Raw genomic sequence first — 13,139 nt, 5'->3', positions numbered from 1 at the left:
GATTGATGCCACCGAGCTCTACTGTCCGTCGGTCAGTGCTCTGCTCAGGGTGCGAAGCGGGCCACGGTGCACGAGCGGAGCGACGGGCCAGACGCCGGTGCTTACATACGCGGGGTTATGGAGACCGAACGCCATCAGGGTCGTCACGGGTAACACGGGGATGGCAGCCCCCTCCTCAGCCCAATTAGGCCCGCACTCGCTCGGCGGGCTCCCGCCATCCCGGAGCCTGAGCGCCCCCGCCGGAGGCATCGTCTCTGACGTTCAACGGCTGCTCTTGCATCAGCTGCGCGGACGGGCGCCCCCGGGCCGGAGACAGGTGCGCGCGGCCCGGGGTGATACGAGTCGCCTTGAACCCGCAGAGAAGGTTGTTACTCAATGCCTGGGTGGTGGGTCTGATGCGGGAGGGGGTACGTTGTGAATCGCTTCGTGCATGCGGGCAGTTGGGATCCAGATCGGTGGGCCAGTGGGAGGAACAGGACTGGTCGCAAGATCCAGTTGATTTCCGTGTCGCCTCGGGTCACGGCGTAGGTACAGGCCTGCCCGCCGATGAGCGACCAGGTGGTCTGGCTCTTGTCGAACCATTCCCGTGCGGCGGTCGCTTCCTTCCGGTCCTGGTCCGTCATCGTCATCTCTATGGCCACGATGACGCCGATGACTGCTTCTGCTGCGCTTCCGGCGTCGAACGATGCGACGGGGACGGGGCTTTGTTCGCTGCCGATGGTGGAGATGGTGCACTCGCACCAGTAGCCGGACCGTAAGGCGGTTCCGCGGGGCCTATTCATAGGGTGCTCCCGGAAGGGTCGGTGCCATCAGAAGCTCGGCGGTGACGGTGTGGCCTTGTCCGTCCCGGCGGATTGCCACATGGGTCGCGAGTGCGGTGACCAGCGCGAGTCCGCGCCCGTGCGTAGCCGCCGCATTCGGCTGTCCGACCGTCGGCGCACTCGATGCACCGCCGGCGTCCATGACGGAGACGGCGAGCACGCGCTCCGTGAGGGCCAGGGCGACATGGAAGTGCCCGGTGCTGCCGCTGGCGGTGTGCAGGACGGCGTTGCTGCTCAGCTCGCTCACGATCAGGGCGACGTCATCGGCACATGTGCGGTGACGGAGGACGTCACGGGCCCAGCGTCGTGCGCGGCTGACCTCTTCTGCCGAACCTGGGCAAGTGAGCCCCCAGACTCGCGGATAGCTCGTATACTCATCCATACAAGTTCCTTTGCGCTGGTGGGACGCTATGGACAGCGGGATTCTGTTAGACGAGTTTCACGCCGTCGTGGGCCCGGACGGCCGGCGGGAATGGCGCGTCAAGGGCGTCCAGGACGCGTATCGCGTAAGCCTCGTCGGCGAGCTCGGTGACCTCGTCGCGCGTCGCCCAGCGCAGTGCTCTGGTCTCGGCGCCCGTGGTCGGGTTCCCGTCGATCGCTTCGCAGCGGAAGACGAGGGAGACGATCAAGCCGGTCATGTTCTTGTACACGCCCGTCAGGACCGCCGGTGTCGCGATCTTGATCCCGGTCTCTTCGAGCACCTCGCGCTCAAGAGCATCGTGGATGGTCTCGCCGGCCTCCAGCACGCCACCCGGCGGCTCCCAGTGGCCGTTGTCCCGCCGCTTGATCAGCAGCGCGCGGCCCTGGTCGTCGACGATGATCCCGGCGACGCTCACGGAGTGGGGGCGCTCTGTGCTCACGTTCCTCGGTTCCCTTTGGCTGGCTAGTCTCTCCACCGTAGCAACTGAACTCAACCGCTCGTCTAGATACCTAAAGGAGTGCAGATGTCTGCTCTTCCCTCCGGCCTGCTCGGATCGTTGGATCCGACCAGTGATCGCGCGGTGTTTCGCCAGATTGCTGATCAATTGCGGGAGGCCATCGACAAGGGGCGCTTCAGGGAAGGCGACAAGCTTCCCTCGGAGGCCGAGTTGGTGGAGCACTACTCCGTATCGCGGATGACGGTGCGCAACTCGCTCTCGATCCTCCAGGGTGAGGGGCTGGTGCTGTCCGAGCACGGCAAGGGCGTATTCGTCCGGCCTCGCCCGCCCGTCCGGCGTCTGGCCTCGGACCGGTTCGCCCGTCGACACCGGGAGCAAGGGAAGTCGGCCTTCACGGTGGAGGCGGAGGCTGCGGGGAGCCGTCCCGAGGTGGACCGCCTGGAGGTGCAGGAGGAACGGCCTTCGACGGACATCTCCGCACGGCTGGGCGGGCCCCGGCGGGTGCTGGTGCGCCGGCGCCGTTACCTGCTCGATCACCGGCCGGTGGAATTCGCCGTCTCGTACCTCCCGCTCGATCTCGCACGCGGCACCCCGATCGCCCAGCCCAATCCCGGGCCCGGCGGGATCTACGCCCGCCTGGAAGAACTCGGCCACCGGCTGGACCACTTCGATGAGGAGATCCGCGCCCGGATGCCAACTCCGGCCGAGGTCAAAGCGCTTCAACTGGTCTCCGGCGTACCGGTCATTCACCTGATCCGGACCGCGTACGACACCGAGGGCCGTGCTGTCGAGGTCTGTGACACGGTCATGGCCGCCGACGCGTATGTGCTGTCCTACCAGCTGCCCGCCACATAGGAGTTGGGGTGTGAGGGTGGCAGCCTGTCGGCTCGTCAGCCGACCGCTTATCTAGACGGCTAGGTATCCATGCATGCCGGGATGTCGGAAGCGGACGCGAAAGGCCCCCAGCCAAGATCGGCTGAAGGCCTTCGCACTGGTGCCCCCGGGCAGATTCGAACTGCCGACACCCGCTTTAGGAGTGGGATCGAATCCGTGACGGGTGGTTCTCGATCGTGCTGCGTGGTGCTGTTCTATCTGGTCAGCGCCACGCGGCTTCGTGCCCAATCCCGCTCGAGACACCTTGTGCCAGACGGTCCGCTCACGCATGGCTCACGCGTCGGGGTGCTTCTCGCCTGCGGTGCAGCGGGCACTGATGCGTGCGAGTCCGGCGAGATCCGCAAGGAGCTGACTAGCCGCGCTGACGCAACTGTTGGACTACCGGTACCACGGCCAGGCAGAGCAGTGCGGTTCCCCCGAACGCTGCACCTGCTGAGAGCAGAGCACCGGAGACCGCAGTGCCGTCAAGGGCCTTGAGGAAGCCAACGCATGCCGCGACAAGGGCGGAGAACAGCACCATGACCAGCAGCCAGGGAATCCAGGCGCTGTTCCCGGGCTCGGAGGAGGGCGTGGGTGAGGGCACCGGAGCAGACGGTTGGTGTGGAGTGTTCACAGCGATGCTTCCTTCTCGAATTGGTGGCGGGGGACGGCGCCAAAGGCGGGTTCGGCAGAAGGGCCCAATAGCGCACCCGCCAGAGCGATGCGGGCGCGCCGTACTGAGGCGCCGACGTCCAGATGTGCGCGGTCCAGCTCGTCAAGGCCGTTCAGCGCGGCCACGATCTCCTGCTGCTCCGCCAGATCCGGCAATGGAATCCGCAGCGACCCGAGAGATTCGGACCGGAGCGACGGGGCCGCGGTGGCTGCGGCCCGGTCCCGCATCCAGGCGACGGACTTGTCCAGGCATAGGTAGTGGTGCAGGTACTCCGGCAGCACCCGGTCCCTCTGCCCCTCGGTCACCCGGAGCCGGATGACATTGGGACTCATTAGCCAGCCGACTTGATGCTGCTGTACCAGCGCCGGCGGAACGATCGCACCGGAGCGGACACACACGACATCCTTTTCCTGCAGCTCGAAGTTCCTCAGCCGACGGGCCGTCTCCTCTGTCACTCTCTCGTCCGCCTCGTCACTGATGCGCCGGCCTTTCAGATGCCGTGGGAACACCACGGGAACTGGGCCGTTGGTGCTGCGCTGCTTCTTGCCGAGCTTGGAATAAGACGGTCCGGCCTGGATCTCGCACAGTGACTCGAGGCTGGCCATGGAGGTCGGCTGGTTCTTCCGGAGCAGCGGTCCACGGTCCCGGACGAACGGCAGCCGGGCGACAGCCTCCTGTATGTCCCATAGCCGCTCCTCGGTATCGCTCAACTTTCCCCATGCACCAATGAGTTCGCCCTCGAAGTCGTCTCCGTAGCCGTTCCGGCGTTCGACATGGTCAAGAGGGTTGAGTGAGTAGTCGCTCCGCCGCAGTTCATCTCGGGTCACCAGAGCACAGGGCACCGGCTCCGCGGTTGTCCCCCCGAGGGGAGGAGTCACCCCTCCCGGGTTCCTGCAGGCACGGTAGGCGTCGAGGAGAGATTCGGCGTCCAGAGCGCTGAGGACCCGACGAGAGCCGTTCTTCACTCCCATGTGCCGTGCGTCGAGGAACAGTGTGCTGTCGCACGGGTTGCCGGGGTGGCGCAGCATCCACACGGACACCGGGACGGCGGTGCTGGTGAACAGCTTTGCTGGCAAGGCGATGACACCGTCGACAACTCCGCTCTCCACCAAATTCCGGCGGATGGTCCGCTCAGCCTTGTGACTGGAGTTGCCTGCCTTGTTGGGCATGATGATCCCGGCTCGGCCCCGCTCGCGCAGCTTGGCCAGGCAATGCTGGACCCATGCGAGGTTGTCGTTGTCACGGGGTGGCGCCCCGTACCTCCACTGCCCCTCACGGCGCTCTCCGCGGCCGGGGTCGCTCATGTTGAACGGCGGGTTGGTGAGCACGATGTCGAACGATTCCAGCGGGGCCTGCTCCGAATGGTCGTTCCAGGGGGTTGTGCGCTTGAGGTCGAGAGCCGGGGAGACGCCATGAAGGAGCAGGTTCATGGTCGCCAGTCGCCAGGTGTCGGCACGCCGGGTCTCGCCGTACGTACGCAGCGTCCCCTTGTGCGGCAGGCCGTCCTCGTCCGAGGCGCAGGCGGCCACCGCTTCGATGAGGAACCCGCCGTCACGGGCGTATGGGTCGTAGATGGACTCCGGTTTCCCGGGACCGAACTCCGAGCAGGCCAGCCGCGTCATCAGCCGGACCACCGGGCGCGGAGTGAAGAACTCGCCACTGCCCAGAGCGGCTTGCTGCTCGTACTCGTCGAGGATCAGCCCGAACACATCCTCGGTGAGGCGGCTCATCGCGTCCACGACATTGCGAAGGTCGCGAGCGGTCCGTGGCTCCAGACGCCCCAACGCCTCCTGCATGCTGGAATGGACGCCGAGGCCACGCATGTCCTCGTCGGCCGCGCGGCCGACGTCCCGGAGCAACTGGGCGGCCTCGTCGAGACTGCTGAGGGTACGGGCACGAGCGGCCAACGTGTCGAAGCGGTCCGCGGCGGCGGCACGGAGATAGTGGAGACATAGCAGCAGGTTCAAATAGTCGAGCACGCTGGCCGCTCCCCGTACCCGGTCGACGAGACCGCCCATGAGTTTGGTTACGATCCGACGGTTCTCGGGGCGAGGTTCATCGACCGCGCTGGTCGGGATGCGGTACGACGACCCGGCGCCGGGACGGCGCCTCGCCTCATCGGCCGGGGACCTCCTGGCGACTTCTCTCTTCCGGGCACGGTCCCCGTAGGTGGTGCCGGCGGGCTCTCCTGCGCCGAGCCGCCCGGACGGCACCGGCCGCTGGTTCAGCCGCGCGGCTCAGGGACCCTGTGCGCGGTGGCCGCCATGTACCTTGCGGCGCGGTCCGCTTCCAGCCCCGAGCGAGGCCTCGGTGTTCCAGCACGCCAAGCCGGCGCGGACACGGACACGTTGGCATCCATGACCGCCGGTTTGCTCGGCGCGGGTCTGGGGCAGGAATGGCTCGGTTCGTACGGCCGGTCCGTTCAAGACGCCCCGCTGCTGGACGCGCTGGCCGAGAACCTGCTCCGACCGGTCCCCGAGTCACTGACTCCACCCTCCCCGGACGAGGCCCGTCGGGCACGGTCGCGGTTCGTCGAAGAACTCGATAGTGCCGACATCGGAGCCAGCCTTCTGCTCCCGGACTGCCGAGAGGCGCGCATCGTGAACCGAGGCACGCTGATGGCCGGCAACTGGTCGGCACAGCGCACTCGTCTGACCACTGCGGACGGCCAGAACCTCTTCCTCATCCGTGGGGTGCGGCGCATGGAAACGGGAGACGCCCTCGATGCGGCTCGTGCGGAAGCATCGAAAGCCGTCGAGAACCGTCCCACTGCACAAGCCCGGCTGCAGGGCGCGTATTTGCCCGTCACCGATATTGGCCGAGTGAACGAAGCGCTCACAGCTCTGGGGTTGGCCACATCCCGCCGCGGCCCCGACTGGATCTCCTACGAGAACCTGGTCATCAGGCAGACGAACCGCAAGGAACGGGCCACGGACGTTCCCGGAGCCCAACTCCGCCTCACGGTCACCGATATCCGGGCGGTATGGGAGCGGCTGTGCAGTATGGGATTTGACGGAGAGGTCCAACGGGACCGCGGCGCCTTCTGGCTGCAGATCGACCCGTATCTGATCGTCTCCGTCAACAACGCGGAGTCGCCCCCGGGGTGATGATGCGACCGGCTGTCCGTGAGGAACAGCGAGACTGGTGACGGTCGGCTCTGGGCCGTTGTCCTCGCGGCGGTTCTCGCTCACGCCCCCGGGGCGCCGTAGCCGAGCGCTTTCCGCGCTCGCTCGCCGACCTGGCCGACGCCGCGGTGCATCAGGAGCGACCAGGACCCAGCACCTGCTGTCTACATCCAAGGCGATATCCGGGAGATCAACTCACTGCCCGCTGCTCACCCGTACACCTTTGCTGACCAGTCCCTTTGGGACGTCGTGCCGCACGCGCCCGTCACCGCCCCAACTCACTCGCCGAGCCTGGGCCAGGGGGCGAAGAGAGCGGGCACCTCAGGTCTCACGACGTCGCGGTGATCGAGAGGGCACCCAGAGCGAACTTGTGCGTCTGTGCGGCTGCTTCGTCGATCGGCACACGCTTGCCGTCCGGCGGGAAGAAGTCGACGACGCCGATCGCGCCGTAGTTTGCCCAGAAGCAGGTCGTCATGGGGAAGGTGTCGCTGACGTTCTGCTGGCACTTCAGTGCCAGGTCCTTGGTGGTGAAGGCCTTGGGCTCGCCGACCGGGTTCCGGCCGTAGCCCTTCTCCAGGTCCATGGTCCGGGAGAAGACCTTGTCCAGCGCGGCGGCGGGGTCTGCGACCTTTTCGTACAAGGTCGTTCGGGTGGTGAGGTTCGGCACTGTCGTCCGCATCCCGCCCTTGCTGAGGGTGATGCGCGTCGCGCCGAAGCAGGAGACCTTGTCTTCCCTGGGCTCCTGCTTGACCTGCGGAAGGTCGTCGTCGCCGGTGACCGACATGTCTAGGTCGCTGCCGAAATGGAAGCCCCCGTTGCCCTTGTCACAGGTCATGCCGTCCATCGCGGGCACGCGGATTGCCTTGTACCGGGCTCCGTTGTCGACGGCGAGCTTTTCTGCCTTCGACAGGGCGTCCTTCTTGCCGCCGTCGTCTGAGCCACAACCTGCGGCGAGCACGCCGACGGCTATGACGGCGGGCAGAGTCCCCCACTTGTTCTTCATCGCCGACCTCTCCTGGTCAATGATCACCAGGGGATCCTATGGCCAGAGCGATCTGGGTATGTCGTGCGTCTCCAGGCGGGGGCTGCCGTTGCCCTGAGGGAACTCCTCGGCCCCCCATCCGCCGCGGCGATCTGCGCGAGCGGTGTCCTGCTTGCGCAGGTAGACCAGGCCGACTAGGGCGCGTTGGCGCGGCGGGAGTTTGCAACGGCGGTCGACCTCGCGGCTGACGATGGGCATCGTGACCCACTCGACCAGCGCATGAGGCAGGTCGAGTGCGGCGGGATGAGGAACCAACGAGGTGTCTGTGCCGGTGGGTTGAGACTTCGAACACCTCCCTCAACGGCACGGGAGCCTCGTGCGTTATGGACGTCACCACCCTCACCGCGGCGTTTCGTCAGACTTTCTCGACTCGCACGGGGTGTCCCGCGAGGAGTTGATTCATGTCGTCGGTGTCGGAGGTGAAGACGGTTGTCTGAGATCCCTGCGCGGCTTCCCGCCTGGCCACAGCTGCCAGAATGGCGTCGATGGCGTACTTGTGCCCATGCAGGCCGGCTGCCTTCAGCATGTCGCGCGCTATGGTGATCGCCTGATCGTCCGTGTGCACGATACGGATACGGGACAGTGTCCAGTTCCACAGTGCCTGCCTCGACGTTTCGCGGGGGTCCCATGCCTCCAAGGTCGTGAGCGCCGAGGTGACGATCGGGATGTCGAGCCGCGGAGCTGTCTTGATCAGCGCAGCCATCTCCCGATCGCCCTGAACCGCCTTGGAGAGAGCCTCGGAGTCGAACACGAAGACGCGCTGTCGCGGTCGGTGCAGCTTCGCTCGGGTGGTGCGGCTCACGCGGCCTCATCCGAACTCGGCCGCTGCTCGTCATGCCAGCTGTCGATGGCGGCGATTCGGTCCAGCGCTGCTTGCTGCTCGTCGTCCGTCACGGTGCCGTGCTCTCCTTCGAGGCGTTCGGCCAACTCGCGTAGTCGGTCCATGGCGTCCTGATGGGCGGCGGCGGCTGCGATGTAGCCGGACACCCCGCGTGCGTCGACGCGCTCCTTGATTGATTCCACCAGCTCTTCCGGCACGGTGATAGTGATCTTCCGGGTTGCCATACTTCAAGTATGTCACGCCCCGCCTGTCGCATCCTGCTCTTCCCGAAGGAGCCGGCTCCGGGGCGTAGGGCGCACCGCTCACGCAAACGGCCCCGGACGAGGAGTCCGAGGCCGAATAGAACGCCTCCCTGGGGAGAAACCCCAGGTCAGCGCGTTACCGCGAAGTACCCCCGGGCAGATTCGAACTGCCGACACCCGCTTTAGGAGAGCGGTGCTCTATCCCCTGAGCTACGGAGGCTGGGCAGCGGTCAGTCTAGCGGGTGGCCGAGTGGCGGGGGCAAGGGTGGTCAGCGGTGGGAGGACGCGGCTGTGCGGCGGGTGACCTTGACGCGCCAATTGCCGTGCCGGTCATGGCTGATGACATCGATGGTGACGCCCTCGACCGTGGTGTGCTGACCGGCCAGGTAGGGGGCATCGCTGAGGCCTGCGGTGACATTGGGGTCCGTGGTGTAGCAGCCGGGGCTGCCCGGGGTGGCGTCGAGGGCGCGGATGGGGCCGGCGCCGGAGGCGCGGTCGGTGGCGACGGTGGTGAGGAGGACGCCGGGGCGGCAGACGGCGTGGTCCAGGCGGCCGGGGGCGCGGGCCTCGAGGGTGAGGGCGCGGGTGCGGGAGAGGGGGACGACGATCAGCTTGGGGCCGCCCTTGACCGAGGTGGGGCTGAGGGCGAAGGTGCGGGTGCCGGCCAGGGTGACGCAGCGCACCTGGCTCGGGGCCAGCCAGCCGAGCTTCCACTTGTGCCAGGCGAGGAAGTCGTTGGACGGCCCCCAGTCCTCGTCCATGGGATCCCAGTGGCCCACGGGCGTCCGCGGCCGGTTGCCGTGACCGCCGGTGTAGTAGAGGTCGGGGAGGCCGAAGCTGTGGGCGTTCTCATGGGTGAGGACGCGGTAGGGACTGTCCCCGGTCTGGCGGCTCCAGATGAAGGAGACGTTCTTCAGCGGGGCGCCGCGGCGGGTCCGCAGGCCGGTGGGGGCGCCGGCGAAGGTGACCGAGCGGACGTCATCGGTGGCGGGCGGCCCGGCGTTGGGCGTGGCCAGGACGTTGACCAGGTCATAGCGGCGGAGGTCGACCTGGCCGTCGACCGCGGCGAGGATCTCCCTGGAGATCGCGTGGTAGCCGTCGTGGCTGCGGGTGTCGAAGGGCGTGCCGCGCTCGATGCCATAGGCGGAGTACGGGCGTGACATGCGGATCCAGCGCAGCAGGGGCGTGGAGCGGTAGTCGAGGCGCCCGTATGAGCTGGCCCGGTAGTAGTCGGAGACGGCGGGGAAGAACTCGGCGTACCGTTCCCGCGGTGTGCCCCGGGCCGGGGCGTCCGGGAAGTCGATGAAGAAGGTGATGGCCCGGACCGTGCCGCTGGATTTGGCGTAGCCGCGCGGGGTGCGGGCGCCCTCGGAGACGTTGTCGGTCACCGTGCGCAGGGCGCAGGGGCCGGATGGCGGGCGGCCGGTGGGGTCGGGTGCGGTGGGGGCCCTCGGGTGGGAGGGCTTGGATGCCTGGGCCGGCGCCGGTGCGGTGAGGGCGAACAGCGCGGCCGCCACGATCGGGATGGCCAGGGATTTCATGGCCGTCACCTCCTGCCTCGCGGTACTCACTGTGGGTTGCCGGGCGGGCGTTCGCTTCCTGACCGCGGCCGGATGGGTGGCTTTCGCGGGGCGGTGGATGTGATGGGCCTCACGGGCGGAGGGGGAAATTTCCGGGGACGTTCTCCCCGTTTGACGTCACGTACCGCAGAAACGGGGAGTCGTTCCCCGGTTCTTGATCGACTTTATGGACCGACCGGCCGAGCAGGGCCGAGGGGGCCGGGAGGAGTGTCGGACGTGACGTCATCGCAGCAGCCGCGTCTTCGCGCGGACGCCCAGCGCAACCGGGAGCGGATCGTCGCGGCGGCCCGTGAGGTTCTGGTCGAGGAGGGGGTCGAGTTCTCGTTCGACAAAATCGCTCGACGCGTCGGGGTCGGGAATGCCACGCTGTATCGGCATTTCGCGGACCGCCGCGAGCTGATCCACCATGTCACCCTCTCGGTGATGGCCCGCCTCGCGGGCCAGGCCGAGACGGCTCGAAACGAGGAAGCCGATGCTTTCGAGGCGTTGAGGCGCTTTGTCCACGCCGCCGCGGAGGAGCGGGTCGGAGCCCTGTGCTCACTGCTCGCCCTGGGCGTCGACCGCAGCCACCCGGAAATCCTCGAGGCATGGGACTGCCTCGAGCGGGAGATCGAGGCGGTGATGTCGGCGGCGCGCGCGTCCGGGCAGCTGCGCGCCGACATCGAGGTCGGCGACCTGATGGTGGCGATCACCCAGCTCACCAGGCCGCTGCCGGGCGGCGGTTGCGAGCACTTCGCGCGGTTTATGCACCGGCACCTACAACTTTTTCTGGACGGACTGATGATGCCGTCCCGATCACAACTTCCGGGGAAGGCGGCGACGTTGGCAGACCTTCGCCGCAAGGGATCGCTTGATCCGGCCCATTGTCAGACCCCTCTGTCATAGTCCGACTCAGACTTCCGACACAGACTTCCGTACCGATCGTTCGCACCGATCAACGCACCACTAGGTAGGCCTCAACCATGTCAGAAACCCTCACCCCCGATCCCAGGCGCTGGAAGGCGCTGATATTCATCGCCCTGGCCCAGCTGATGGTGGTGCTCGACGCGACCATCGTGAACATCGCCCTGCCCTCCGCCCAGACCGACCTGCACATCTCCGACGGCAACAAGCAGTGGGTCATCACCGCCTACGCCCTCGCCTTCGGCGGTCTGCTGCTCTTCGGCGGCCGGATCTCCGACCTGTGGGGCCGCAAGCGGGCCTTTGTCACCGGCCTGGTCGGCTTCGCGGCCGCCTCGGCCTTCGGCGGTGCCGCGGTCAACATGGGGATGCTGCTGACCGCCCGTGCGCTCCAGGGCGTCTTCGGCGCGCTGCTCGCGCCGGCCGCGCTGTCGCTGCTCGCGGTGACCTTCACCGAGGTCAAGGAGCGGGCCAAGGCGTTCGGTGTCTTCGGTGCGATCGCCGGTGCCGGCGGTGGCGTCGGCCTCATCCTGGGCGGCGTGTTCACCGAGTACCTCAACTGGCGCTGGACGTTCTTTGTGAACATCCCCTTCGCGGTGGTCGCCGCCCTCGGCGCGATAGCCGTGGTCCACGAGCCCGCCGGCAGCCGCAACCCCGCCAAGCTCGACATCCCCGGCGTCATCCTGGCCACCCTCGGCCTGGTCTCGCTGGTGTACGGCTTCACCCGCGCCGAGACCGAAGGCTGGTCGGCCGGCAGCACCATCGGCCTGTTCATCGCCGCCGCCGTGCTGCTGATCGCCTTCGCGGTCGTCGAGACCCGGGTGAAGCAGCCGCTGCTGCCGCTGCGGGTGGTGACCAACCGCAACCGCGGTGGTGTCTATGCCGCGCTGGGCCTGGCCGCCATCGGGATGTTCGGCCTGTTCCTCTTCCTCACCTACTACCTCCAGGTCACCAGGGGGTACAGCCCGGTCAAGACCGGCCTGTCCTTCCTCCCGATGATCGCGATGATGATCGTCGGTTCGACGCAGATCGGTGCCCGGCTGATGATGCGGGTCCCGGCCCGCTGGCTGATGGGCCCGGGCTTCCTGGTCGCCACCGTCGGCATGCTGCTGCTCACCCGGATCGACATGAACACCTCGTACACCACGGGGATCCTGCCCTCGCTGATGCTGATGGGCATCGGCATGGGTACCGCCTTCATGCCCGGCATGAGCCTGGCCACGCACGGCGTCCAGCCGCGTGACGCCGGTGTCGCCTCCGCGATGGTCAACACCTCGCAGCAGGTGGGCGGCGCGATCGGCACCGCGCTGCTCAACACCATCGCGGCCAGCGCCACCACCTCGTACTTCAAGTCGCACGCGGCCTCGGTCACGTCGAAGGAGGCGGGGAAGGCGCTGGTGTTCCAGTCCGCGGTGCACGGCTACACCACCGCCATCTGGTGGGCCTCCGGCATCCTCGCGCTGGCCGCGCTGATCGCGATGGTGTTCGTCAACACCGGCGCGCAGGGCGGCCCGCAGGCCACGTCCGGCAAGGGCGAGGAGGCGGAGGACTTCGTCCCGGTCATGGCGCACTGACCGCCCGCATCCCATGCGAAGCCCCCGCCGGACACGGTCCGGCGGGGGCTTCGCCTTGCCCGGGCGCGGTCCTCAGCGCAGCCAGGGCAGGTCCGCGCCGGCCGGCTGCAGGCCCGCCGCGATCGTCCCGCAGATCCGGCCGAACAGGGCGGCCTCCTCGGGCGTGAGGCGGTCGAAGATCGCCGAGCGGACGGCGGCCACATGGCCCGGTGCGGACTTCTTCAGCATCTCGAACCCGTCGTCCGTGAGGACGGCCAGCTGGCCGCGCTTGTCGGAGGGGCAGTCCTCGCGGCGGACCCAGCCGTTCTTCTCCAGCCGGGCGATGGCATGGGAGAGCCGGGAACGGGTGATCTTGGCACTCTCGGCGAGCTCGGTCATCCGCATCCGGCGGCGCGGCGCCTCCGAGAGCTGGACGAGCAGGGCGTAGTAGAGGTGCGGCATGCCGGCGTCGCGCTGGAGCTGGCGGTCGAGGTGATCCTCCAGGAGTGTGCTGGCGTGCCGGTACGCCTGCCAGGCGGCCTGCTCCTCGGCGCTGAGCCAGCGGGGCTCCGCCGGGTCCGTCGCGGATCGGTTCGTCATGACATCCACTG

General features: G+C 67.7%; 12 protein-coding genes, 1 tRNA gene and 1 pseudogene. 4 read left to right on the top strand and 10 right to left on the bottom strand.

Annotated elements, in window-relative coordinates:
• Window positions 1-774: 774 nt before the first annotated feature.
• Window positions 775-1,203 carry an ATP-binding protein gene (locus ABCR83_RS12240; RefSeq protein WP_462694946.1) on the bottom strand — a complete coding sequence of 143 codons (429 nt, stop codon included), beginning with the start codon at window positions 1,201-1,203 and terminating at the stop codon, window positions 775-777.
• 46 nt (window positions 1,204-1,249) lie between these two features.
• On the bottom strand, window positions 1,250-1,657 hold the full coding sequence (locus ABCR83_RS12235) for an NUDIX hydrolase (protein WP_462694996.1): 408 nt from the start codon (window positions 1,655-1,657) through the stop codon (window positions 1,250-1,252).
• A gap of 108 nt (window positions 1,658-1,765) precedes the next feature.
• Here ABCR83_RS12235 and ABCR83_RS12230 point away from each other — a divergent pair, with 108 nt between their 5' ends.
• A complete protein-coding gene (locus ABCR83_RS12230; protein WP_462694945.1) occupies window positions 1,766-2,554 on the top strand; it encodes a GntR family transcriptional regulator in 789 nt (262 codons plus the stop codon).
• Window positions 2,555-3,202: 648 nt separating this feature from the next.
• Here ABCR83_RS12230 and ABCR83_RS12225 read toward each other — a convergent pair.
• Entirely contained in the window at window positions 3,203-5,224 is a 2,022-nt protein-coding gene (locus tag ABCR83_RS12225; RefSeq protein WP_462694944.1) for a type I restriction-modification system subunit M/S, read from the bottom strand.
• 276 nt (window positions 5,225-5,500) lie between these two features.
• Between ABCR83_RS12225 and ABCR83_RS12220 the strand changes: the two genes are divergently transcribed.
• The gene (locus ABCR83_RS12220; RefSeq protein ID WP_462694943.1) at window positions 5,501-6,352 is read left to right on the top strand and encodes a hypothetical protein; all 852 of its coding nucleotides are present in this window, start codon (window positions 5,501-5,503) and stop codon (window positions 6,350-6,352) included.
• A gap of 346 nt (window positions 6,353-6,698) precedes the next feature.
• Here ABCR83_RS12220 and ABCR83_RS12215 read toward each other — a convergent pair whose 3' ends face one another.
• The 6 genes and pseudogenes from ABCR83_RS12215 to ABCR83_RS12190 all read right to left on the bottom strand — a co-directional run bounded on the left by ABCR83_RS12215 (window position 6,699) and on the right by ABCR83_RS12190 (window position 10,036).
• Window positions 6,699-7,400: a hypothetical protein gene (locus ABCR83_RS12215; protein ID WP_462694942.1), complete on the bottom strand. Its 702-nt coding sequence runs from the start codon at window positions 7,398-7,400 to the stop codon at window positions 6,699-6,701.
• A gap of 114 nt (window positions 7,401-7,514) precedes the next feature.
• A pseudogene (locus ABCR83_RS12210) lies at window positions 7,515-7,667 on the bottom strand (IS5/IS1182 family transposase); the annotation flags it as partial.
• A 100-nt stretch (window positions 7,668-7,767) separates the two neighbouring features.
• Window positions 7,768-8,214, bottom strand: coding sequence for a PIN domain-containing protein (locus ABCR83_RS12205; protein WP_462694941.1), 447 nt, complete (start codon window positions 8,212-8,214; stop codon window positions 7,768-7,770).
• A complete protein-coding gene (locus ABCR83_RS12200) occupies window positions 8,211-8,477 on the bottom strand; it encodes a hypothetical protein (protein ID WP_462694940.1) in 267 nt (88 codons plus the stop codon). The genes ABCR83_RS12205 and ABCR83_RS12200 overlap by 4 nt, the downstream gene beginning before the upstream one ends.
• 165 nt (window positions 8,478-8,642) lie before the next feature.
• Window positions 8,643-8,715, bottom strand: a tRNA-Arg gene (locus ABCR83_RS12195).
• A gap of 49 nt (window positions 8,716-8,764) precedes the next feature.
• Window positions 8,765-10,036, bottom strand: a complete 1,272-nt coding sequence (locus ABCR83_RS12190) for a M6 family metalloprotease domain-containing protein (protein WP_462694939.1) — start codon at window positions 10,034-10,036, stop codon at window positions 8,765-8,767.
• 246 nt (window positions 10,037-10,282) lie between these two features.
• Here ABCR83_RS12190 and ABCR83_RS12185 point away from each other — a divergent pair, with 246 nt between their 5' ends.
• Window positions 10,283-10,960, top strand: a complete 678-nt coding sequence (locus ABCR83_RS12185) for a TetR/AcrR family transcriptional regulator (RefSeq protein ID WP_462694938.1) — start codon at window positions 10,283-10,285, stop codon at window positions 10,958-10,960.
• Window positions 10,961-11,037: 77 nt separating this feature from the next.
• Window positions 11,038-12,549: an MFS transporter gene (locus ABCR83_RS12180; protein WP_462694937.1), complete on the top strand. Its 1,512-nt coding sequence runs from the start codon at window positions 11,038-11,040 to the stop codon at window positions 12,547-12,549.
• Between the two features lie 72 nt (window positions 12,550-12,621).
• Here the strand turns inward: ABCR83_RS12180 and ABCR83_RS12175 are convergent, their stop codons facing one another.
• Window positions 12,622-13,128 carry a MarR family winged helix-turn-helix transcriptional regulator gene (locus tag ABCR83_RS12175; RefSeq protein WP_462694936.1) on the bottom strand — a complete coding sequence of 169 codons (507 nt, stop codon included), beginning with the start codon at window positions 13,126-13,128 and terminating at the stop codon, window positions 12,622-12,624.
• Window positions 13,129-13,139 lie beyond the last annotated feature (11 nt).

Source organism: Streptomyces xingningensis (assembly GCF_054957865.1).
Note: the sequence above shows the minus strand (reverse complement) of the source record. Positions and strands in the feature narration are given on the sequence as shown.